Source organism: Robertmurraya sp. GLU-23, assembly GCF_052983275.1.
On the sequence record NZ_JBRKCV010000028.1, the window covers coordinates 1 to 23,174 of the forward strand.

The window sequence follows — 23,174 nt, forward strand, 5'->3', positions numbered from 1 at the left end:
GGTTTACTATAACAACTATCGTTATCAATGGAATTTAAAAAAGATGACTCCTATTCAATTTAGGAATCATCTTTTAGCTGCTTAGTCTCTTTTTTTATAGTGTCCTTGACAAAGGTGCCAGTTTAAGGGCACCTCTTCATTTGTTTAAATCTTAAAATTGTTTATTGTTTTTTGTAAAGTCTCGGACATATTACGTAATGAGTCTGCTGAGGATGCAACATTCTCTAGAGAGGTTAATTGTTGTTGAGAAGATAATGCAACTGTTTGTGCATTCCCTGCAGACTGATTGACTAGTCTTGCTACATTTTCCTCAGAAGCTGCCACTTGTTTGGTGGTCTTAAAGATTTGTTGAGAAGCAGTCGATACTTGTTGTGTTTGTTCTGCTACATCTTGAATAGCTGCGTAAATAGTTTGAAAGGCCTCGCCCGCTTTGGTTACCATCAGCAACCCTGTGTTTACTTCTTTTGTCCCCCTGCTCATTACTTGAACAGCGGATACGGTATCGTCCTGTATCCCTTTAATAAGCTTAGCTACCATATCTGCAGATTCAGCCGATTGCTCCGCCAATTTGCGTACTTCATTTGCTACCACTGCAAAACCCTTTCCATGTTCCCCAGCCCTCGCGGATTCAATAGTAGCGTTCAAAGCTAATAATTGAGTCTGAGATGAAATATCGGTAATGGCATCGATAATTTCTCCTATTTGAGAAGTCCTTGATCCCAATTGTTCAATAACAGAGGCAATATTTCGGACGGATTGATCAATCAAATTCATTTGGTATACTGCCTTTTGTATTTCTTCATTGCCTTTATTAGCTTGTTGAGAGGCGCTAACGGATGAATTAGAAACCATAGTGGCCGTTTCAGCAATTCGTTGTACATCACTTGCAACTGCCCCCATAGCTTTTACACTCTCCTTTGTTCCTTCCAACGCTGCTTCAGATCGAATAGATACTTCCTGGACAGAGGCTGCTATTTGATTTGCTGACTCTGTTGTCTCCTTTGCAACTATGGTAAGTTCTTGGGAAGAAGCAGCTACTTCTGTTGAACTAAGGGCGACCTGCTGGATTAAACTATGGAGATTTTTCTTCATTTTATTAAAAGAAAGGGCTAGATCTCCAATCTCATCTCTATTATTAATCATTAGGTCATCAATGGTTAGGTTTCCTTCCGCAATCTGTTCGGCTACACGGGCAATTTTCAAAACGGGTTTTGTTATAATCCTACCCATATAAAGTGCAATGAAAATACCTGATATAAGAGCTATTAAGCTAATAATTAAAGTTAGTATTTTTATATTCTTAACCTTTTGTGTTGTAGTCTGATGTTCCTTCTCTAACAGTTCCTCCTGTAAATTAGCCATTTCTGAGGCAGACCTCATGAATTCATCTCCATGCTCCGCACCTTGTTCAGAAGCAATGCGAGTATATTCCTCTATATTGTTCTCTCTTTTAAGTGTGAGTAATTGAACTGCAGTTTCTGCATAATGAGCATTCATTTCATTCATTTCTACGAAAAGCTCTTTTTCTGCATCAGAGGATATGAGAGATCCTAGTGTGTTTTTTAATTCTTCATAGTCCTTTTCTGCATTTTGATAAGCTTTTAAATCCTCATCATTTCCAGTAAGAAGATAACTAATAAAAGACTTTTGCTGTCCATTTACCGTGGACATCATGTCTTTTGTTATCATTGCCTTTAGAGCGCGTTCATCCACCAGGTCACTATATAATTTATTAACAGAGGTAATTTCATATAATCCAATAGCTGAAACCAATCCTAACAGTAAAACTATTATAAAAAAACCGCCAAACATTTTCTTTTGAAGATTCATTTTCATATATGTTTTCTCCTTTATAGTATTTATCCTAAGAATATAATAAAAATGTCCAAAAAATATGAAGATAGTCACAACATTTCTTGAACGTTTGAGTTTAAAGTCCCTATTCATTCTCATACTAAGGAGAAAAAATTAATACAAATAGAAAATGTATGACTTTTATTAATTTACTTCTGTTGATGCAACGAATGTTTTTTTATATAGGCTTCTATTGATTAAATATGTGTTAGTCAAATGGTGAAGAATATTTGCCTGCACACTTTCTCGATAATTTAACGATATAGTAAAAATTAGATTTTTATTTGGGGGTTGAAAGAATAAAAAGAACTTCAAACAATGAGGTTAAGAAAGGCAAAAAAATTTTTGGTACTTAAGGATTTAACTTTCTTAGTGGGTAAGAAGTAAGAACTAGATGAGAAAAATATGTTAATAAAAATCAGATAAAAGTAGCATTGGAAGAGGTTAAGGAAGGGGATATAACAATTAATTAATTAAAGCTAGAATTAAGAAGAAAACTAATAAAGAAAGACGGTAATCTAATATACCAAACTAAGAGAGAAAAAGGTATTCTTGTAGAGCTAGGGCCTCTGTTTCAATATAATGATCGGAGTTTGATATTAATAAATTTTAGAATATCTAGGAGATGACAAAAATGAAGAAAATATTAATTGTTTTAGGAGCATTTGTAATGATTACTGCATTGACAGCATGTAATCAGGAGGACACTGGAGAAGGACAAAGTAGTAATGAGCAAACAAAAGAGACTGGAAATTCTTCAACTAGTATTGCTTCCAATAATTTTTATGAGTTATTCGATGGAAAGATTGACCATATCCATGGAATGGGATATGCAGGGAATCAGGGTGCCGTTTATTTTGCAGCTCATGATGGTTTAAAAGTTTTCGATAATGGAAACTGGTATAAGACAAAAGAGGAGAATAATGATTATATGGGCTTTAATGCTACTGAAAATGGATTCTTATCAAGCGGTCATCCAGGTTCTGACTCCACTCTACCAAATCCTGTTGGGATAATTCAAACGACTAATGGGGGGCAAACTTTAGAGTCCCTTACCCTTGAAGGTGAATCCGACTTTCATGCAATGGGAGTAGGTTTTAAGAATGAAACAATAGTTTTATTAAATGGTCAAAAGAATTCTTTGATGGAAGAAAATTCGTTCTATTTGAGTGAGGATATGGCTAAAACGTGGAAAAAAGTCAGTGCAAAGGGGTTGGAAGACCAAATCTTAAGCATTGCCGTGCATCCAACAAATGCTAATTTAGTTGCGGCTGTAGGTATGCAGGGAGTATATCTATCTGAGGATAAGGCAGAGAGTTTTACCCTGATCAGTGAGGGACTCCAAGGAACCTCAGTGTACTTTACAGAGGATGCCCTATTCTATGGAGGATATAATGGGAGCGCGGTACTTGTAAAACGAACGTTACAAGGAGGGGCTGAAGAGGATTTATCGCTTCCTGAATTAAAGGAGGATGCGATCATGTACATTGCTCAGAACCCTAAAAAAGAATCAGAGTTCTTTATTGTTACATTTAACGGTAATATATATCAGTCAACTGATGGATCAAATAAATGGAATCTACTTGTAGAGGATGGGAAGATTCAATAAAGTATGTCTTTTTGTTACAAAAAAAATGAACTCTGTATATATATTGACTAGCAATGCAAAAGCCTTCAGATATATTAAATACTGAAGGCTTTTGTTTGTAGCTAACTAATATTTGCTTTCATTTCTCTTAATATCAAAAAAAGCGGTCACTATTTAAGCGACCGCTAGTACTGTTATTCTGGTTTATTTCCAGCTTCTGGATCAGGTGTGAAGGTTGGCTTAAAGCCCTCATACGATACTAACGTTACCATACCAGCTGAAGCATGATGCAAGTCATGACAGTGGAAAAGCCAGTTTCCTGGATTATCAGCCTTGAATGCAATTTCATATTCTTCACCAGGTTTTAAGTTAATTGTATCTTTTATGATAGGAGAGCCCTCGATTGGCTTACCATTTTTGCTAAGAACTTGGAAGAACTGTCCATGAAGATGCATTGGATGATCATCTGATTCCGAATTATTAACTAACTTAACCTTGACGTTGTCACCTTCTTTAACCACTATATTTTCTGTATCAGGGAAGGTTTTTCCATTGATGGTATACACCATCTCACTATTATCCATTTCTGTATTCAGATTCATGGTGTACTCTAAATCAAAGTTTTGGTCTAGCGTAAATTCTCCATCCTTTGCAACACCGTAATTAGTGAAAGTGAACTCTGGAAGGTTTTCACTTTGATTAGATTCATCAGTTGATTTCGTATTTCCTTCGTATTGAATCTTTGTTTTCATACCATCCGTGCCTTCCATGTCGCCGTGACATTCTAGGAACCATTCACCTGGATTATCAGCGACAAATTCAATATCATACCGTTCCCCAGGTGCAATTGTTAATAATTCATCTTCGATTTCCTGTGGTTCATTTAATTCTTGCCCATCGATAGCTACCACTTTAAACTTGTGTCCGTGTAGATGGAATTTGTGAGACATGAATCCTATGTTGGCTAGACGAATTCGAACCTTTTCGCCTTCCTTCACCTTAAGAGGCTCAATCAAATCCCCACTTTTTCCATTAATGGTGAAGATGTCATAGCTATCCATACTGTGTTCCATTGCTTCCATGCCACCGTCACTACGATCTTCGTTTTCTTCTGTATTGTCTTCGGAACTCATGCCAGACATGTTGCTATGATCCATACCCTCCATATCTCCCATTTCTTCCATTGAAGCTTCATCTGGATTACTCATCCATTCATCAAGCATGAGAGTATAATCTCGGTCATATGTTGTTTCTTCAGGCTCAACGATAAAGGATCCATAAAGACCTTTATCAAGCTGTTTTACACCGTCCTGGTGAGTATGGTACATATATGTCCCTTTTACTGAGGCTGTGAACTCATAAGTGAATGTTTCACCAGGCTGAACAGCGTTTTGAGTTACGCCTGGTATACCATCCATCTCATTAGGAACTGGAAGACCATGCCAGTGTATTGATACAGGATCTGGCAATTCATTTTTTAATGTAATCTTTACTTGTTCACCCTCTTTAACACGTATTTGTGAACCAGGTACAGAACCATTAAAAGTCCAAGCATCTACTTTTACGTCAGTAGTTAATTGGTGATCTGCTTCTTTTGCAACTAATGAAATTTCATTGCCTGTCAGTACTTGGGTACTGGTTGTCTCTACTCCTGTAGTGTTTGGTTTTTCCTCATTCTTTGTACCTTCATCAGTGTTGCTTTGGTTAGAACATGCTCCTAATATAAGGACTAAGAAAAAAAGAAAAGCTACATATTTAAGCTTCATCGAAGCCACCTCCAATATTTTTCATATTGTTGATGGTAACAAAAATAGTTGCAGAAATTATGAATTTCCCACAAAAATTTAAAAGAGGGTAAAATACATAAAATTAATTTGAATTCTTCAATCAAGAACAAATAAAAGGAGAGGGGAGCGAGATAAACGCTCCTTAGTTGATGGGGAATGGAAAGCCTATTCAAATGATCTAAAAGGAATGATTGTTAGTTTATTCTTAAAAGAAACTATAGTTTAAATTAGTATCAAACCAATATTAAAAACACCTATTTTGCTTTCTTTTTATTATAAGTAGGATAATCAAAGAAACTATTAACACCGTCAATGGTAATGTGTAGAAATTATTCATCATGGCTTTAATATTACTTTGTTTTTTGACTGTTTCTTTTTCTGGGCTACTCAATTGTCCCTGATTACGTAATAATTCATCTTCTTGGTTGACAGCTAAATTATTTGAATTCTCCTCAATTACTTTAAACCCACTATCTAACAGGTTAGTCATGTCTTTGTAAGCTGTATCAGAATCCTTAGATTTTAGAAGTACGGCAATTAATTCCGTCCCATTTTTTTTAGCTGAACCTACTAATGTGTACCTTGCTTCATGAGTGAACCCATTTTTAATCCCGGTCGCTCCTTCATACAAATCAAGTAAAAGATTATGATTAACAATTTTCGGATCGCCTTCCCATTGTATCCCTAATTTTGAGGCATCAATCTTTTCATGTTCCATTAAGTCATCTCTCCAGAAATGACTATCCCAGGTATACTGTTTATGTTGTACAATTTCTTTAAAAACACTGTTCTTCATTGCATATCGAGTAATAATTGCCATATCATACGCTGTAGTATAGTGATTGTTATTAGGGAGTCCACTTGCATTTGTAAATTGGGTATTATTCGCTCCAATTGATCTTGCAAAAGACGTCATTTTCTTTGCAAATTCCATTTCACTATTGGAGATGTGTTCAGCAATTGCTACAGCACCATCGTTACCAGAATGTAACATAATTCCATATAGTAGATCCTTTAAAGAGAATCTATCACCAGCTATTAACGAGAGACTGGTACCTTCCGTATTCTGTGCGTGTTCAGAAATTGTTACCGTTTCATTTATATCTCGTTCCTGAATAGCTATAATAGCAGTTATTATTTTGGTTATGCTTGCAGGAAATTGTTGTTTATTCTTATTTTTTTCTATTATGATTTCACCAGTTTTACTATCAATTACTATATAAGAATCCGCATTTATTTCCTGATATGAATGCTCTTGAGCATAGATTCTTTCACTAAATATAAACAAAAATACAAAAATCAGTGTAATAACGATAAATGGTTTATTAATAATGTAGGCTTTCAATTTGATTCCCCCAAGTTTCTTTTGCTTTAATTAATTATTAAGATGAATGTTAAGTGAAACTAGACTTTAAATTTTTTAGAATTCTAGTAGAATGTATTTTTTTGTCTAGTAAATCTGTATGTACATTCTAGGGAAAATATGAACTAAAACTATATTAACTTCCTTTACTTTTTTCTAAGAAAGTTTTTATATAAATTTGGAAGGATTCCTATAGAAACAATACACTTGTATTAATTATATTAATTTTAAATATGTTTAAAAATCCATAGTTTCTGCAAAAGTAGATGATATGATTAAAATCTAGGACACCCCCTTAAAGCACCCTTTATTTTTTTGGGGTGCTTTTTCATTACAAACAAACAGTTGAAAAAAATATATCCTATTTTGTTTCATAGGATGAAGAGCAACAAGTAGTGGACACTGGAATATTGGGTTGATATTTATAGATTTTTAGATTTTTTATCAGTATCTAAGACTTTATAATCCACTTATATTAAAAATTTGATTGAAAAAGAGGAGCGTATACAAATGGTAAAAATTCGAAAGGCTGCAAGCAATGAAGTTGAAATAATTCGAAGGGAAAGAGTTAAGGCATATGAAGAACATGAAAATAGTATACCTAAAGGGCATTGGGAAGTCTAAAGAAAGCAATTTCATCGGACACTGACGAACAACCAGATGTAGAACTATTAGCCGCTGAACTAGATGGTAAAATAGTAGGAAGTGTTGCTATATTCCCTTCAAAATCAAATGTCTATGATGGGTTTACTAATATGTTAGATTATCCTGAAATAAGAATGCTCGCTGTTAATGAGGAATATAGAGGTCAAGGGATTGCTGAAGCCTTAATAAAAGAATGCATAGTTAGAGTGAAAACGAAAGGTTACCAACATGTTGGTTTACATACAGCAGATTTTATGATAACCGCCATGAGGCTATATAATCGACTTGGATTTGTGAGGATACCAAAATATGACTTTCAGCCCGCGGATGATGGAATAATTGTAAAAGCCTTTCAACTATCAATCAAAGATTAAAAAAAGTAATTAGATAATATAACAAAGGGTACTTTGAAATCTGAAAGTCTTACTGGTTTGTGAAAAAATATTTTGTAATTGATTTTTATTGCATAGTGAGTAAGGAGAGGAGTTTCTTGAAAAATAAAAGACAAGTTTTCCGTACTGTTATTTTATGTGTTCTCTTATTTGCAGTTGTTTTTACAGTATATGCTAATTTCACTAAAGAAAAAGGCGATATTAAAAAAGGTTCGGATGCACCTGACTTTGTTTTACAAACACTTGATGGGAAGGAAGTAAGACTATCCGAATTAAAAGGCAAGGGAGTTTTTCTAAACTTCTGGGGAACCTGGTGTAAACCATGTGAAAAAGAAATGCCTTATATGGAGAACCAATATTCTAAATTCAAAGAGAAGAATGTTGAGATTCTTGCAGTAAATATAGGAGAGAGTGATCTTTCGGTTTCTACATTTGTCGAGAGGCATGGATTATCGTTTCCAATCCTTATGGACCGTAAAAGTGAAATAGTAGATTTATATAACATTGGTCCAATTCCAACCACTATTTTAATAGATGCCGAAGGAAAAATAGTTGATTCTATAACAGGTACTTTGACTGAGCAAGATATTATTAATCACTTGACATCCATTTCCCTATCATAAAAGAGAGAGGGTATCCAAATATTTAGTTGGATACCTTTTTCTCTTTATAGGATTTTTTTAATAACCATGTTACAAATTTTACTTCCATTACAGATGGCACACAGTGTAGGTAAACTTACTAATGGAAGAAAGGGTCAAAGAATCAGAATTTTACTTCCATAATAACCATAATAAATCCTTATATTTATTACATACAAAGAGCTACTTAACTATTATAGTATTAGTAGGATAAAACCCTTATGGATAACTAATACTGTTAAGTACAGTTTATACTACAATTAAGGTTGTCACCATGGTAGCGTGTCCATTACCACACGGAACACTACAATATATCTTATATTCACCTGGTTCTTCAGGTGTAAATGTCGCCATCCCATCTCCTTGAATATCAATATCAAATTCATCAATTGCTAGTCCATGATATCCTTCACTATTTGTAAGAGCAATGTTCACTTCTTCACCGGCTTTAACAGTAATTTCTGACTGATCAAATTCCCAGTTACTTGCTGTGATATTAATAGTTGAAGCATCCTGAGAACCCGTATCTTCTGATTGTTCACTTGTCTGATTTTCTGCAGTTTCTTCATTATTATTTGGCTCACTACTTTCATTTCCACTACATGCTGCAAGCAGTAAAACCAAACCTAAAAATAGTAGTGATAAGAACCCCTTTTTTTTCAAGCCAATTCCTCCCTTTTAACTTTTCAACGACAATCGTAATTAAAAAGTATCTATTTTTTATCGAAAAAGAGTGACAATTATGTGAACATTTACTTTTTAAACAAATTTATTTTTTGTTTGACGTGTTTTTTGAAGGAGGAATGGGAATTCAATCTTTTTTATTGTTTATGTAATGGAAATTTATCAAATTTTTCTTATACAAAACATGAGGATAATTTAATTTAATGGGGGAACTTGGTGAAATATTCAAAGATAACCAATAAATTTATTCTAACTATATTTATCATTTGGTGTGCTTTAAACAGTGGTTAGCGAGATATCAATTTTCTTTATGCTTCCGGAGGGGCCGGTGCTGTGGACAGAGCATCGGCTGTAGGCATACCAGGTATATGAGGATAATCTCGCTCGGGTTAAGGTAAAGTATTTTTAGGCATGCTTTCTTTTTCTTACCCAATAATACAAAGTGAATACTGAAAGTCCCAATACTAATGAGAAAATCTGCCACTCTGTACTTAAGTCAAGAAGTCTATCAACACTGTACGCTTCAATAAACAAAGCGGGTACTTTTCCTAATGTGCTAGCAAGGCAGAAAGATATTAGTGCCATTTTGCTGTATGCAGCAGCCAAGGTCACTACCCCGGAGGGAACAAAAGGCATTATTCTTAGGATTACTACCAAAAGAAAGGCCTCAACACCTTTTGTGGCTTGTAGCTTTTTTAATAGCTTATTGTTGAGTTGAACATGGCTTGTTAGTTTGGACAGTCCTTTTCGATAAAGGATAAAACTAATTATTGCTCCTACAGCTTCGCCTATTATGGATAGGATGAGACCTGATCTAAAGTCAAATAGAGTAATATTTGCAGCAGTAAGAAAGGCGCTCGGAAGCACACCCGAGACGGCAACAATGATATTTAGAGTCAAACTAATTAAGACTATAAGTATAGGATTTTTAGGTAACCACTCGAGTAAATATTCTTCCATTTCTATTTTCATTAACCCCTTTGTAACCACGGCGAATTTCGTCAGCTCAGCTCACAAACCTAGTATTGCGAATATTTTCATTAAATTGTTATATAAAAAAATAAGTCAATACTACATGGTTTAAGACAACAAACAATAAGCTTTCCATGTTTTAGCCCCTAAAAATCAAATTGAATTCCGTGCCTGAATTTTCTTTGCTCTTTACTTCAATAGTGCCACCATGTGCATGTACCAAATCTCTTACTATCGCAAGCCCGAGTCCTGTTCCTCCTAGAGAGCGGGTTCTGGACTTATCTACACGGTAGAAACGGTTAAAAATATAAGGAATATCTTCTTCTGGGATCCCTTTTCCATTATCACTAATCGTGATTTGGACTTTATGTTTTTTTCTGGAAACAATCAAATCTGTTCGGGCTCCTTCAGGAGAATACTTAATAGAATTATCAAGTAAATTAAAAATGATTTGTTCCAATCTAAGGGGATCCGCGAATAAATTGGCATCCTCAGTACAGAAAATATGGAGCGTCATATTCTTTTCACCAAAAGCGGGGGATAGCTTTTGATCAATTTTCGCTAAAAACTCCCCAATGTTAATTTTTTGTTTTTGAATAACAAATTGATTTTTGTCTATTTTTGCAAGTTCGAACAAATCCTTGATCAAATCGGATAGCCGTTTTGTCTCGTCAAGGATGATGTGAAGGTATTTTTGATTCTCTTCCTCTGAGAGTTTCCGTTTCAAAACTATATCTGCATAACCTTTAATATACGTTAACGGCGTTCGAAGTTCATGCGAGATGCTTGCAAGAAAATCATTTCGTTCACGTGTGAGATAATTAAGTTCCTTTGCGAGCAACTCAATTGATTTTCCAAGGTCACCAAGTTCATCATCTCCTGTTTTCGGAAGAGTGACTAGAAAGTTTCCTTTGCTGATTTTGGACGTAGCCTCTTTCATTTCAATTAGTGGTTTGGTAAGTGCTTTTGAAAGCAGAATGATAATAATAAAGGTTAATATGACCAATATCAATCCAGCTAAAAGGAAGTGGTCGTTCAAACGTTTGATTAACGTTTGGACAGATTCTGTGTCCTGGAACATATAAACATACCCTATGACCTGTTCATCTGTTTTTATTGGAGTTACTGTTGAAATATATGGTTTTTTCCTCCAATTCTCTTCGAGTATTCTCCCTTGGCGTGGAAGGCTCGTGGGTTGTTTCTTAATATATTTGTAAAAATGTTGACTCTCAGCCGAAGATGCCAAAATCTTATTGGAGGCATCAGTTATGACCACGTCAGTATCTGCTTCAGATTCCATTAGGGCAACATGGTTAAGAGTTGGTGTATCAAAATGCATTTCAAGAATGGCCCTATGAGAGTTTCCTCTAGTTTGTAATGCATAAATTTCCTCCTTAACCCTGGAATCAACCAATGCAGAATGAAGGAAAAAAAACATAAAAGTTTCGAGTCCGAAAATAATAAAGAAAAAGACAATACCTAGCTTAACTGAAAGCTTTTTCAAGAAAAATCACCCATTTCGTCATATCACCTTATTTTACTGTAAGATTTTCAAGAAATTATGCAGAAATTGTTATCAATTGATTATTAATATATATTTCAGTGTTATAAAGAAAGTTTTTCAATTGCATTAGAGTCGTTAAAACAAATATTTCTTTCTCCACATTTTCTCCAAAATTATACATTATAATGGATGTGCACTCACATTAATGAAAAATTCCTATACATATTTTTTAGTGGAAATTTCGGAACAATAAAACTATAAATACCGTGTTTACAGTTAAAGTTATTCTAATTAGATTGGAAAAATATAGATGAATTTCCGAATAAAGAACAGATCATTCTTTAAGCAAGTCTTTTTTGATTTTTTTTATGCCTTACAGGTATTGCTAGATTCTAAATAATAAACATAGGGAGATGTATAGATGAAAGTAGGGATTCTTTTAACAACTTTGATTGGCATCTTTTTAGTAGGTTGTACAAAAGAAAATACATTAATCTCCTCCTTTAAACCAGCAAAGGAAATAAAAATTAGCCATATACATGGTATAGGTTATGTGGGAAATGAGAGTGAGTTGTATATTGCAACACATGAAGGTTTAGTTAAATATGTTGACGATAATTGGTTTGAAGACAGATATAATAAACACGATTACATTGCATTTGAAGCAATGAGTAACGGATTTTATTCAAGTGGTTACGAATCTTCTAACTCAAACATCAAAACTCCACTGGGTATTGTAAGGAGTGTCGATGAAGGCAAATCTATAGAATTTTGGCAATTTTATGGTGAAACAGATTTTAGCCACCTCACTGCCGGCTACAATCAGCAAAGTCTATATGTCATTAATGAAATACCCAATCAAAAATTAAATAAAGGTCTGTACTACTCAGTTGATATGGGGGTTACATGGACACAAAGCCTACTCTATGGTCTTAACACCAAAGCAGTTTCAAGGATTGCTGCGCACCCTTCAGAACCTAATATTCTAGCAGTTTCTACAAAAGAGGGTCTGTTTTATTCAAGTGATTTCGGTGATAATTTCAAGCTCCTTAGCGAACCAAATATGATTACAACTGTCTATGTAGAGGAAAACTCGCTTCTTTATTCATCAATTGAAGGAGAGGATGTTTTCTTGAATGAAATGAGTATGAATTCAAGTCAAGTTAGCAAGATCCCTTTGCCAGAACTTCTAAAAGAAAATCCAATAACAAATATATCTTCAAACCCCAAAAATAGAGAGGAAATTACTATCACAACATTAAGGGATGACATTTTCCTTTCATTAAATAGAGGAAAGGAATGGACCAAAATTTCATCATATGGAAAACTAGATTAAAACTTGATTTAAATTAAACTTATATTTATACGGAATAAGACTGAATTTCAATTTATTATTATTAAGGAAAATTTCCTTTATGTTTTCATTTATAGGAGTGATTTCATGAAAAAAACTAAAGTGAAAATCAATGATCAGATTGAGTTTGTTAGAGAAGGGTACCTTTTAATAGGGTTAGTTGAAAGTGTGAGAGATAATAGTGTGATTGTTGAAATATCATATGACGATGCTAGTAAATTAAACTATGCAAATAATAAAACAGTCGTTAGTCATTCAAATTACATTATTCATGAATAATAGATGTCTGAAATATAAAAGCTTCATCTGTGAATTCAAACTCCTAAACAAGTCCAGGAGGGTACCGCGGTGCCATATTTTCTCCCGTTGTTGTTGCATATTCATGTTAAAAAGGGTTTGAGCAACTTTTGCATAGCAACAATTTATAATCATAATCTTCACATTAATACAAGTACTATAGGTAATTAAATTTAATTGTTTTACTTATGCGGTATGCAACGAGATAAATCAAAAAGTAAATAGGAAAGGAGTAAAAAGGAGACCAAGTGTTTGGATTATACAATCCAATCCATTCAGATAAAGGTTCACCTAAAAATGCCGTTAGTCCAGAATAAACTATTGCCTTAAAATAAAGATTTAAAGATGGTTTATATTGTAACCAAAACATAGTAATAACGGGAAGTAGAGAAAAATCCCATGGTAAAAAGGAGGGGATGGTTGGTAATAACATTGCGTTATAACTCCAGATTCCCAATGATATCCCCAAAAAATCAAACCATGATGAGATAATTGCCACAAATCCCCCTGACAATAAAAGTCTTGCTTCACTTCCTCTTTTTCGAAATAAAAACCAAAATAACCATGGAAGAATTGCAAGTATAAGCAAAATCCAAAATTTTGAATGCCACAATGTTTTTTCGCACCAATAAATAAAATGGTCTTTTTGAGTCTGGTGAAAACTTGTAAAAAACTTCTGCATTTGGCCTCTTCTCCTGTATTTAGTTATTTATATAATTTGTTTATTCGACCTATTTTATATAATTTCTTTTTCAATTAAAATTCTTAACAGAGATCATTCCAGAACAAGAGAGGACTAAGGAAAAACTCTTAATAATGATGAAGTGAGGGATAGGGTTTAATTAGGATGAGTTGGTCATGCTAATTATAATAAAAGAAAAAAATTGACGCTGTAAAATTAATATCAAGAAACCCCAACACATGTGAAGGGGGTTTATAATATTTATGCCATTTTTCTACAAAGTTCTGCACATTCACGGCAAATTCTAGCACACTCTTGGCAATGGTCATCTTTGAATTTTTCACATTCCACTGCACAAGCTTCACAAATAGCAGCACAAAGCTGACAATGTTGAGCTGCAAAATCACTGTTTCTGCTCATGAAAGAAACTGACTGTAGGCAAATTTCAGCACAATCATTTAGCATTTGAAGACATTGAATCCTTTCTTGTACATCAGGTTCTTGTAAGCAAGCGATTGTACATTCCTCACAAGCTCTTGCACACTTAATACACACTTCAATACAATGATCCATGTTTTTTGGTGAAGTAGATAAAATACCCAATATTAAAACCTCCAATGATTTTAAATACAGAGTTATTCTCTACTATCACCTGTATATTATTCAGTTATCGGTTTAGAACATTACCTTCTAATATTTGTTCAATGTGATTTTGTAAATTTGTTCGACATCTTAGATGTCAGTGACATAGGAATAAAATGATAGAACTAATTGATATATACTCTGAAGACGTGCCTTCATAATTAAGTACATCTAAAAATACGAAAACCCAATTTACCCTTATAAACCTTTTTTAGTTCTTCATGTTTTTCGAGTATTTCTAAGAGTGTATCATCTATATCTTCTGAAAGAGAGAAATCGGTGGCAGTTTGCTCATCGATTTGATCAATTTGTTGTTTAAAATTGTCTATTCTAATATGCCCATGCCGGGCGCACATAGAAGAACAGATGAAAGTGATTTTATCTGTTCATATCTTATCTACACTTCTACCTCAAATTCTCCCATTTTTATAGTTATATTATTTATATTCATGTAATCTATTTTTAATTTTGATGTATTACTCATTCTTTGATCTTAATCGATCTTATTTTAATCACTTTTATGACCTCGCTTTACGGTTTCTTGTCTTAAAGTTTGCTCAATTGTCAGTTAACCTATAAACACTCCTGATAATGTCCCCTTCCCTCTCGTTTTGTTTATAATAATATATGGTTAATCTGCTATCGTATTCCCTATTACCATTGGTGTAATGAAAAAATCACTGTTTAGATGAGATTAACTTTTAAAGTGTTAATTTATTTCCGCCTATACCATAATACATATGTCCATTGCAGTAAACTATTTTATACATATAATGTCATATACCTTGTAAATATATGGAGGTGACAACAAAAATGTCAGCCGGAAATTATCATGCACAGTGTAATAAATATAGAGGAAGAGCTGTTGAAATTAGAACCAATTACGGCAGGACTAATAAAGGGATCATTCAGCATGTTAGTCGTAACAAGGTTTATTTACACCCCTTGAACGATCACGAAACTTTGGTGGATTTAGTTATGGTGGTTATAGAGGTTATGGCGGATATCGAGGATATCGTGGGTATAGAGGATACGGTTATGGTGGCTGGGGTATAGCTTTTGGTACAATCGCAGCATTAGCTTTACTCCCATTTTTCTTCTTTTAAATATAACGAGAAGAATTATAAAGTAAATTAAAATCAACTAAAAATTTAGAATTTTTAAGAAAGTCAAAGTTCTACGAAGTCAAAGCGAAGAACAAGTGTAGCTTTGTTTAAGGGGGAATTAGTTCTCTCCTGATAGATGCTGTAGCCGTGACCAGTTGACCAAAAATCAAAATTCTTGTTGTGTTGTTGTGCCAATTAAAAGGACCTAAACGGTTTTAGGAAGTCTCTTCTGTCTCATCGGCAGGATCTTACACCTATGCAACAAACTGAAAAGGTAGTTACAATACACAAAAAAAATCAAAGGGTAGTATCTAAATTTCTTAAATGTAGGATAATACTTACAATAATATCGAAATGGTTGGTTTCATTCTATGTACTTTTTTTGAAAGTTAAATCCTTAATTTAAAAGCTATACTCTAATAACTAAATAATCTCCATTCTTCATTTTAACAACATCGGCTTTCATTGCCTTTGCAAGGTCACCGGTCAATTCTTTAAGCTCTTCACTATTCTTCTCCCAAATAACTAAAGGGCTTCCTGTAATTACTCGTTCTTTATTAGAAGTAAGATAGGCCAGTATATCGTAAGTTGGCTTCATTGAAGATTCTTTTCCCAAACTAGATACTTCCTTTCATAATAGAATGCGCTTTTTTTGTACTCTCAATCAAAGGACACTTTTTTACAGCTTCAATCAGTGCATTAGGTTCATTTTTAATTGGTACCAAAGTTATAACTATCTGACCTGAAAGGTAATCCTTTCTGGTAAAACTATAGCGTTTCACCCCTAATGCTCTACAAGCCTCAAATAAAGCTGCTTGCCTTTGGCCAAAATTATCTAAGTTTATTCTGAAATGGTTCTCGTGGGGTTTTATAACAACTGCTAAACCTTCCTCTCGAAATAACTTTTGAGCATTATCGGTACCCAAAAGATTACTCACGTAAATATCATTAACAAATAATTCAGAATCCTTAACGTGAATAGAAGCTAATTCAATCTCTGCTATGTCTCCAATAGACTTTCCTTTAGTAAACTTTTTTAGGAATAACATAATCACAAATCCTACAATAATTCCAGATAGTACACATAGCCAAAAGTTATCAATTAAGGAAAAGTTATGTGTAATGGAGACAGCTATAGAAGTGACTAAAGCCGTTGTAAAAGCGATATAATTTCTTGCCTCAAATGTTTTTGCAATACCGTCAATGTAGGCACTTCCTCTGTATGTGTATTCGGTATTCTCTAGATCATTAAGACTCTCTTTCTCCATTTTTCGTACATCTCTAAATTGTTGCAAGGCAAGTGTTAAGAATGTAACTGCAACAAAGTTTTTAGTCATTAAAGCTGGTAGTGCAACTGCACCCAACGCTGCAGCTACAAATCCAGTTATGATGTGAATAAAAAAACCATTAGGGTAACTTGGATACTGTCTATAATCTTCTTTAATTGTTAGTATTCTACCCAATGATCCCATTATTATAGCTGTTATGATTATGGTTAGATCATTACTTGATAATAATTGTTCTTTCATTATCTGACCCCCAATAAAAATGAAATTATGTTAGATTATTTTACCCAAAATCTAGTGGCTATACCTAATAATTCTAAAAAGCTGATAAAAGCATTCATAATCTCCTTTATAAATCATATATATTTCGGGGGGTGGAATTATTGATTAAGTGGGAGAGTAAATTGCAATATCCGGATGGAAAATTAGCTTCTTACAAAAAAGTTCAATATGGGCGCTTCTTTGAACTAAGTGTAGAACCAATAAAACATAAAATTCTTAATGAAGTTACTTTAGATACGATAGGTTATGATGGTAGTACACCTGGGCCTCTTATTATAGTTGAGGAAGGTGATTGGATTTATATTAAAGTAACTAATAACTTAGATAAACCAACATCACTTCATGTTCACGGTTTATCTAAACCCAATTCTCAGGATGGTATACCAGATATAGAGCCTACTCCGAAGATCAAGCCCGGGGAAAGTTATACCTATCAAATTCCTGCTTGGCAAAGTGGGACTTTCTTTTATCATGCAGGGGACCCTATACAAACAATACAGGGATTAGTTGGTCCACTGGTTATACTACCTAAAAATGAACACTATTTGCCGAGTAAAGATATTATTATGGTGCTCCAACAATGGGAAATACCACAACCTCATCCAGGGAAAATAGAAAAAGGGGTATTCCAACCTGAAAAATTTGATATTAACTCTAATTTTTTTACTATTAATGGTAAAGCATTTCCGTCCACTTCTCCAATAAATATAGATTATGGGGATAAAGTACGGATGCGGTTTGTAAACAAGTCTAGTTCCTCACATTCTATGCATGTACATGGACATGATTTTCAATTAATTGAAGTTGATGGTTTTTTACGTAATGAATGGTTAGATACCTTGAACGTACCTTCTGGCAGAAGGGCTTCAATTGAATTTCAAACTACAAACCCGGGAAGGTGGCCAATTAATGGTACTAAATCCTTCCACCAAACAAATAATGGGATGGCTCCCGGTGGCATGATATCGAGATTAATATATAAAGGCTATTAATTGCTAGTACTCCGATGGACATAACTAATTAGTTATGTCTTTTTAATTAAGAATATTTCTTAGAAAATCGGGGAAAGTAGACATAAGTTACGTCTGAGGAGGATTCTTAAATGTCAAAAACAATTGATGTTGGTCTAATGGCAAACCATCTATCTGCTCATCAAGGAGTAATAAGCCGTGTAAAAGTTTATATGCAAAACTCTAATGATGAAAGGCTTGCTAGTATTCTTCAAATTCAAATGACTACATTAAAAAATCATGTGGTAGTGATGAACGAATTGCTTGATCCATCAAAAAACAATCAGTCAGTTAACTTGCCCCCAGTTCCACCAATTGTTAATTTTTATAGAGAAGCAATAAATAGGGTGAATCTTGGTATAACTGATATAGATATGTTACTGGATGCTCATTTCACTGCTACTGCTTTGGCTAACAATAATTTTATTTCTGCAAATAACATGAAGGATTCAAGAATAAAACAATTGCATATAGAGATGGGATTACAACAATCGAACATAGCAGAACAATACCATATGCTAGGGAAACAACTAGGGTGGATGTCTCATCCAGATGCAACTGTTGATGAGCAGTCACATTCAATGAACCCATTAACGCAAAAAAGTCTAAACATGAACAACAGTCATATTATGGCCCAAGGCCATTAAACTAAATAGTCTATTCAATTTAATTTTGTAACAGAGTAGGAGGGTCATCTTGGAACAAAGTCATCATAAACATAGTACTCATAGTCATCATCACATTCCAGATGTTATAAGAGATGAAATAGAAACAAGCATTTCATATAGAGAAGGAACAGTAAAAATTCAGTTATTGGATGATGAGGGGAACTCTCCGCAGTTAGAATTAACACATGAAAAAATGATGCATTTAATCATAGTGAGTGATGATTTATCTGAATTCCACCACTTACATCCGCTTAAGGTAAATGCAAATGATTATACAGCTAATATTTTATTGTCGGGATCGGCATATACAGCATTTGTAGACATAAAACCTTTGGGAAAAGGGTATTTAATAAAGCCCCTACAAATAAAAATGAATTCGGATATACCTCAAAAGAAAACATCTTTAGAAAAGGATAAAACCTTTAAAAAAGAAGTTAATGGAAAAACGGTTGAATTAATAATAACAAAACCTTTAATAACAGATGAGCCAATAACTCTTAATTTTAATGTGGATGAGTCCCCTTCCCCATACTTGGGGGCATTAGGACATGTTGTAATAGTAGATCAGGAAGTTCAACAATTTTTACATGTCCATCCAATATCAGATCATGAAACGACATTCCAGACACAATTTAAAAAACCAGGTTTGTATAAGTTATGGGCAGAGTTTAAGTTTGGTGAGATAGTTACAGTCTTTCCGTATGTGATAGAAGTAAGGTCAGAATACGATAATAAAGATCTTTAGGTATTAGATAAAATATATTTCGTTCCAGATTATAGACAAATTGTACTGCCCATAAATTGTTAGAGACCAAATCTAACGATTTATGGGCGTTTTTTATGGCTAATTTTACTGCCGAAGAGAAAATGTTTATTGCTCGTCTTTACATCGGGGGAAAACATAGTTATTCGTAACTTCAAGATATATTAAGTTCGTATCAATGATTCAAAGAGGGGTCCGTTTATATTAAATACAGGGGAAGAAGGCTATAAGAAAACCTATACATGTTATTTCTCCTGAGTTTAAAAAGGATGTACTTAATTATATGAAAGATGCGGGTACATCTTCCTGCGATGCAGTTGCTATGTTCCATGTATTAGTATTAGTACGAGTATTGCAGATAAATTTAAATGCTGGTGGTTTCGATGGCCTTATTCTTAAGAAAAAGGGTCAACTTTCATGAAAAAGAATACAAAAAAGGGAAAGTTAGTAGAGGGTTCAACGGAAGCGCTTCTTAGCTGGAAGGTAATTCGGATAGTATAGGTATAGTTCCAAGAAAAAACCATTTATTGTCCCACCTAATACCTTAACTGTCAAGACGGCATTATTATCATTGAATTAAATTCTAAGAGCCCAAAAACCTCTGAAATCGGCCACTACCCATTTCATTTTTTGGGGGTTACATATATTAATATGAATTTACATGGAGGTGTTATTAATGAGCGAAGTAGTTGCAGGTGCAGGGTATGGTGCAGGGTTCGCTTTACTTGTAGTGCTATTTATCCTATTAATAGTAGTTGGTGCCGCATTCGTTGGATACGGATATTAAGATATAAAATAAAAATATGAATGTCAGGAGGATTTATATGGCATTTGGAACTGGTTATGGTTACGGATGTGGATATGCTGCACCTGTTACAGGTGCTGGCTATGGAGCTTGGGGTTGGTTTGCGCTAATTGTAGTATTATTCATCTTACTTATAATCGTAGGAGCCGCATGGTATTAAGTCATTATAAAATCAGTGATTACTATTGATTATATTGTTAGAGGTTGCAAGACGAAAACAGGCTATCGTAATGTTAGCCTGTTTTCGTCTTGAAATCTTATAAAATCTTTTCTGAAGGAGAAACAAATGGATGCAGTAATTTGGATTGTTTAATGTTTTAAATGCTATTGCTCTTACAGTGAAGTAATCATTGCTAGGTTAACCTATTTTTAAATTAATATTACGAGGGGTATACGCACTTGTGACGAGTGCCTTTTAGCTTTTTATGTTAGGAGAGGTTACAGAGTTATGCTGGCAACTCTTATATACTATTGACCAAAAATGTTTGAATTCATACTGAATAAAAGAAGGGTCTAGTGGATATCTTGGATGCTCTTATTAGGCTTCTAATTGGTCTTTATGCCCATGTATGTATCAAGTCTAGATTGTCAGCTTTTTTATAATTTGAATTTTTAAGTCTATAAACTTTAGTAATTGTATCAGTGCAAAAGGGCAATAGTTCACCTCCTTCATAAAAACAGAATTTTGGAAAAGGTTTAAAGCTAGCACAAAGGGTAACATTAATTATATAAAATTATTTTCGACATATTCTCAAATTGTAAAAGGAGGTTGATATAAATTGGGAACATATGAAGGAAATATTCAAATCAAAGAAAATACTAAGGGAAAGATAAAAATTATACTAATACTAGCATTGCCGGCTGTTATAGAGAATTTTTTTCAGACGATTCTAGGTTTTATTGATACCTACTTTGTATCTAAAATTGGACTTGCTGAAGTATCAGCAGTTGGCGTAACGAATGCGGTACTGGCTATATACTTTGCTATATTTATGGCAGTAGGAGTTGCAGCGAATGTTCGAATATCCAATTTTATAGGAGCAAAAAAAACAGAAAAAGCACGTCATATTTCCCAACAATCAATTATATTGGCTATTATATTTGGAATATTGACAGGAATTGTTACCTTTTTCTTTGCGGGACCTTTGCTAAAACTAATGGGAATTGAGGCTGAGGTATTAGAAGCAGGGGAACTCTACTTTAGAATTGTAGCTATTCCGTCTGTATTTATGTCACTAATGTTTGTCTTAAGTGCAATACTAAGAGGAGCTGGTGATACCAGAGCCCCAATGAAAGTCAGTATTTTAATTAATGTTGTAAATGCAATACTTGATTATGTTTTTATTTTTGGGTTCTGGCTAATTCCTGAAATGGGCATAATGGGAGCAGCGTTAGCCACTGTCTTCGCAAGATTAATCGGCAGTTTTGCACTACTATATTATATAAGACGTTCACCCATCCTTTCTTTTAGAAAGGATTATTGGAAGCCGGACAAAGAACACTTGTGGGAGTTGGCTACTCTTGGTGGTCCGGCAGCTGGCGAAAGATTAGTTATGAGACTTGGCCAAATTGTTTATTTTGGGTTTGTAGTCGCTCTAGGAACAAATGTATTTGCAGCTCACCAGATTGCAGGTAACGTTGAGGTTTTTTCTTATATGATTGCATATGGTTTTGCGACTGCCGCAACAATTCTTGTTGGACAGCAAATTGGAGCAGGAAACATTCCTGAGGCTAAAAGATATGCAACACTTTGTATTTGGATTGCAGTAGGTTCAATGACCGTTTTAGGGATATTACTCTTTCTCTTTGGAAGTTGGGCAGGGAGCTTTTTTACTGATGATCAGGAAGTAGTTGAAAGTATTGGAATAGCGTTAAAAGTATCTGGTGTATTTCAGCCATTCCTAGCATTGCTACTTATTCTTACTGGGGCCTTTCAAGGGGCGAATAATACAAAATTTCCAATGTATTTAACAGCAGTAGGAATGTGGGGAGTTCGTACCTTACTTGTATATTTATTAGGTATTCAACTTGAGTGGGGGCTTTTGGGTGTTTGGCTGGCAATAGGTATTGATATAGCTTTTAGAGCAGTGGTGTTGACTTTACAATTTATACGTGGGAATTGGGTTGCAGTTACAAAGGATGTAGAGTCTAAATGTCATCCACAAACAACTAAAGAAACAATGTCTGGATGTGTTAATAATTACTAGCAAATTATAAGGGGGAATATACAAAACTTTTTATTTTGGATATATTGAGGCCATTTAATAAAAATAGTAGCATTGGAAATGCTTTAGGTAGTTAATCAGATAGTAATACTGATACTACTCTATCTTGGGCTTCGATAGGGTAGTACTATCTTTAATTTATGTTGTTGATATACTCGTTGCAACTTTCTTTGAGAATACGTTTATTTTTTGAGTCAGATACTCGCAATAAAAAATGGCGGAGAGCTAAAAACGTATTGTTTCCAAAAACTGTTTTACCACTTGTAAAGTTTATTAACATAGTTGGTATCTTTAGTTTAATAACAATTCTATATTTTATGAGTTACTTCGCAAATTATCATTTCTTTTACCAAGGCTTGGTCAAGCTCTTGTGGAAACGACAAATTCGAAAATTGCTAATATAGAGTAATTCGGGGGCTATGTAGCTCTCTTTTTTTTGAGCTGAAAAGTCATCATTATAGGGATTTCCTTTAAATACATACATAGCTCTTCAGTAAGAATAGAAACCATCTTAGTTAAAATCTTACTGAAGAGCTGTTTTGGTTAATGTAGACATAATTTTACTCTGACATGACTGACTGATTATATCTTGGGATACCAAGAACTCCTTCGCCAAGCTGTCCT

The 23,174-nt window shown here is 34.1% G+C and carries 23 protein-coding genes; 13 read left to right on the forward strand and 10 right to left on the reverse strand.

The window, feature by feature from the left end:
• Positions 1-85: IS3 family transposase (locus tag ACVBAX_RS24495; RefSeq protein WP_251524369.1), on the forward strand; the 85-nt coding region annotated here is incomplete at its 5' end.
• Positions 86-144: 59 nt separating this feature from the next.
• Here the strand turns inward: ACVBAX_RS24495 and ACVBAX_RS24500 are convergent.
• Positions 145-1,836: a methyl-accepting chemotaxis protein gene (locus tag ACVBAX_RS24500; RefSeq protein WP_447119520.1), complete on the reverse strand. Its 1,692-nt coding sequence runs from the start codon at positions 1,834-1,836 to the stop codon at positions 145-147.
• Between the two features lie 652 nt (positions 1,837-2,488).
• On the opposite strand from ACVBAX_RS24500, the gene ACVBAX_RS24505 reads away from it, so the two are divergent.
• Positions 2,489-3,463 (forward strand): F510_1955 family glycosylhydrolase, encoded by a 975-nt coding sequence (locus ACVBAX_RS24505; RefSeq protein WP_447119522.1) that lies wholly within the window; start codon positions 2,489-2,491, stop codon positions 3,461-3,463.
• 173 nt (positions 3,464-3,636) lie between these two features.
• Here the strand turns inward: ACVBAX_RS24505 and ACVBAX_RS24510 are convergent, their stop codons facing one another.
• Complete coding sequence (locus ACVBAX_RS24510; RefSeq protein WP_447119524.1) at positions 3,637-5,208, reverse strand: multicopper oxidase family protein; 1,572 nt, start codon at positions 5,206-5,208, stop codon at positions 3,637-3,639.
• 265 nt (positions 5,209-5,473) lie between these two features.
• Entirely contained in the window at positions 5,474-6,574 is a 1,101-nt protein-coding gene (locus tag ACVBAX_RS24515; RefSeq protein WP_447119526.1) for a D-alanyl-D-alanine carboxypeptidase family protein, read from the reverse strand.
• A gap of 629 nt (positions 6,575-7,203) precedes the next feature.
• Between ACVBAX_RS24515 and ACVBAX_RS24520 the strand changes: the two genes are divergently transcribed.
• Positions 7,204-7,611, forward strand: coding sequence for a GNAT family N-acetyltransferase (locus ACVBAX_RS24520; RefSeq protein WP_447119528.1), 408 nt, complete (start codon positions 7,204-7,206; stop codon positions 7,609-7,611).
• A gap of 116 nt (positions 7,612-7,727) precedes the next feature.
• Entirely contained in the window at positions 7,728-8,252 is a 525-nt protein-coding gene (resA, locus tag ACVBAX_RS24525) for a thiol-disulfide oxidoreductase ResA (protein ID WP_160548886.1), read from the forward strand.
• A gap of 267 nt (positions 8,253-8,519) precedes the next feature.
• On the opposite strand, the gene ACVBAX_RS24530 is transcribed toward resA, so the two are convergent.
• From ACVBAX_RS24530 to ACVBAX_RS24540, 3 genes are all read right to left on the reverse strand, one after another.
• Positions 8,520-8,933: a cupredoxin domain-containing protein gene (locus ACVBAX_RS24530; RefSeq protein WP_160548885.1), complete on the reverse strand. Its 414-nt coding sequence runs from the start codon at positions 8,931-8,933 to the stop codon at positions 8,520-8,522.
• A gap of 426 nt (positions 8,934-9,359) precedes the next feature.
• Positions 9,360-9,926 carry a TVP38/TMEM64 family protein gene (locus tag ACVBAX_RS24535; protein WP_340906780.1) on the reverse strand — a complete coding sequence of 189 codons (567 nt, stop codon included), beginning with the start codon at positions 9,924-9,926 and terminating at the stop codon, positions 9,360-9,362.
• Between the two features lie 139 nt (positions 9,927-10,065).
• Positions 10,066-11,430, reverse strand: a complete 1,365-nt coding sequence (locus ACVBAX_RS24540; protein WP_160548884.1) for a sensor histidine kinase — start codon at positions 11,428-11,430, stop codon at positions 10,066-10,068.
• 421 nt (positions 11,431-11,851) lie between these two features.
• On the opposite strand from ACVBAX_RS24540, the gene ACVBAX_RS24545 reads away from it, so the two are divergent.
• Both ACVBAX_RS24545 and ACVBAX_RS24550 read left to right on the forward strand, forming a co-directional pair.
• Positions 11,852-12,766: a F510_1955 family glycosylhydrolase gene (locus tag ACVBAX_RS24545; RefSeq protein ID WP_160548883.1), complete on the forward strand. Its 915-nt coding sequence runs from the start codon at positions 11,852-11,854 to the stop codon at positions 12,764-12,766.
• Positions 12,767-12,871: 105 nt separating this feature from the next.
• Positions 12,872-13,063 carry a DUF2187 family protein gene (locus tag ACVBAX_RS24550; protein WP_160548882.1) on the forward strand — a complete coding sequence of 64 codons (192 nt, stop codon included), beginning with the start codon at positions 12,872-12,874 and terminating at the stop codon, positions 13,061-13,063.
• Between the two features lie 175 nt (positions 13,064-13,238).
• Here ACVBAX_RS24550 and ACVBAX_RS24555 read toward each other — a convergent pair whose 3' ends face one another.
• The gene (locus ACVBAX_RS24555; RefSeq protein ID WP_160548881.1) at positions 13,239-13,763 is read right to left on the reverse strand and encodes a CBO0543 family protein; all 525 of its coding nucleotides are present in this window, start codon (positions 13,761-13,763) and stop codon (positions 13,239-13,241) included.
• 261 nt (positions 13,764-14,024) lie between these two features.
• On the reverse strand, positions 14,025-14,366 hold the full coding sequence (locus tag ACVBAX_RS24560) for a four-helix bundle copper-binding protein (protein WP_447119533.1): 342 nt from the start codon (positions 14,364-14,366) through the stop codon (positions 14,025-14,027).
• Between the two features lie 852 nt (positions 14,367-15,218).
• On the opposite strand from ACVBAX_RS24560, the gene ACVBAX_RS24565 reads away from it, so the two are divergent.
• Positions 15,219-15,461 (forward strand): hypothetical protein, encoded by a 243-nt coding sequence (locus tag ACVBAX_RS24565; protein WP_447119535.1) that lies wholly within the window; start codon positions 15,219-15,221, stop codon positions 15,459-15,461.
• Positions 15,462-15,920: 459 nt separating this feature from the next.
• Here the strand turns inward: ACVBAX_RS24565 and ACVBAX_RS24570 are convergent, their stop codons facing one another.
• Entirely contained in the window at positions 15,921-16,127 is a 207-nt protein-coding gene (locus tag ACVBAX_RS24570) for a capping complex subunit for YIEGIA (RefSeq protein WP_160548880.1), read from the reverse strand.
• 1 nt (position 16,128) lies between these two features.
• Positions 16,129-17,040 (reverse strand): YIEGIA domain-containing protein, encoded by a 912-nt coding sequence (locus tag ACVBAX_RS24575; RefSeq protein WP_160548879.1) that lies wholly within the window; start codon positions 17,038-17,040, stop codon positions 16,129-16,131.
• 140 nt (positions 17,041-17,180) lie between these two features.
• Between ACVBAX_RS24575 and ACVBAX_RS24580 the strand changes: the two genes are divergently transcribed.
• The 6 genes from ACVBAX_RS24580 (at position 17,181) to ACVBAX_RS24605 (ending at position 22,532) form a co-directional block, all read left to right on the forward strand.
• Complete coding sequence (locus ACVBAX_RS24580; protein ID WP_160548878.1) at positions 17,181-18,071, forward strand: multicopper oxidase domain-containing protein; 891 nt, start codon at positions 17,181-17,183, stop codon at positions 18,069-18,071.
• 110 nt (positions 18,072-18,181) lie between these two features.
• Positions 18,182-18,736: a hypothetical protein gene (locus ACVBAX_RS24585; protein WP_160548877.1), complete on the forward strand. Its 555-nt coding sequence runs from the start codon at positions 18,182-18,184 to the stop codon at positions 18,734-18,736.
• A 49-nt stretch (positions 18,737-18,785) separates the two neighbouring features.
• On the forward strand, positions 18,786-19,502 hold the full coding sequence (locus ACVBAX_RS24590; RefSeq protein WP_160548876.1) for a hypothetical protein: 717 nt from the start codon (positions 18,786-18,788) through the stop codon (positions 19,500-19,502).
• Between the two features lie 694 nt (positions 19,503-20,196).
• Positions 20,197-20,307, forward strand: coding sequence for a YjcZ family sporulation protein (locus tag ACVBAX_RS24595; protein WP_160548875.1), 111 nt, complete (start codon positions 20,197-20,199; stop codon positions 20,305-20,307).
• A 37-nt stretch (positions 20,308-20,344) separates the two neighbouring features.
• Positions 20,345-20,485 carry a YjcZ family sporulation protein gene (locus ACVBAX_RS24600; protein WP_160548874.1) on the forward strand — a complete coding sequence of 47 codons (141 nt, stop codon included), beginning with the start codon at positions 20,345-20,347 and terminating at the stop codon, positions 20,483-20,485.
• Between the two features lie 619 nt (positions 20,486-21,104).
• Entirely contained in the window at positions 21,105-22,532 is a 1,428-nt protein-coding gene (locus ACVBAX_RS24605) for an MATE family efflux transporter (RefSeq protein ID WP_447119540.1), read from the forward strand.
• Positions 22,533-23,174 lie beyond the last annotated feature (642 nt).

Coding starts and splice junctions, on each gene's coding strand:
- ACVBAX_RS24500 (WP_447119520.1), bottom strand. CDS start 1,836: ATGAAAATGAATCTTCAAAAGAAAATGTTTGGCGGTTTTTTTATAATA.
- ACVBAX_RS24505 (WP_447119522.1), top strand. CDS start 2,489: ATGAAGAAAATATTAATTGTTTTAGGAGCATTTGTAATGATTACTGCA.
- ACVBAX_RS24510 (WP_447119524.1), bottom strand. CDS start 5,208: ATGAAGCTTAAATATGTAGCTTTTCTTTTTTTCTTAGTCCTTATATTA.
- ACVBAX_RS24535 (WP_340906780.1), bottom strand. CDS start 9,926: ATGAAAATAGAAATGGAAGAATATTTACTCGAGTGGTTACCTAAAAAT.
- ACVBAX_RS24545 (WP_160548883.1), top strand. CDS start 11,852: ATGAAAGTAGGGATTCTTTTAACAACTTTGATTGGCATCTTTTTAGTA.
- ACVBAX_RS24550 (WP_160548882.1), top strand. CDS start 12,872: ATGAAAAAAACTAAAGTGAAAATCAATGATCAGATTGAGTTTGTTAGA.
- ACVBAX_RS24555 (WP_160548881.1), bottom strand. CDS start 13,763: ATGCAGAAGTTTTTTACAAGTTTTCACCAGACTCAAAAAGACCATTTT.
- ACVBAX_RS24565 (WP_447119535.1), top strand. CDS start 15,219: ATGTCAGCCGGAAATTATCATGCACAGTGTAATAAATATAGAGGAAGA.
- ACVBAX_RS24575 (WP_160548879.1), bottom strand. CDS start 17,040: ATGAAAGAACAATTATTATCAAGTAATGATCTAACCATAATCATAACA.
- ACVBAX_RS24585 (WP_160548877.1), top strand. CDS start 18,182: ATGTCAAAAACAATTGATGTTGGTCTAATGGCAAACCATCTATCTGCT.
- ACVBAX_RS24595 (WP_160548875.1), top strand. CDS start 20,197: ATGAGCGAAGTAGTTGCAGGTGCAGGGTATGGTGCAGGGTTCGCTTTA.
- ACVBAX_RS24600 (WP_160548874.1), top strand. CDS start 20,345: ATGGCATTTGGAACTGGTTATGGTTACGGATGTGGATATGCTGCACCT.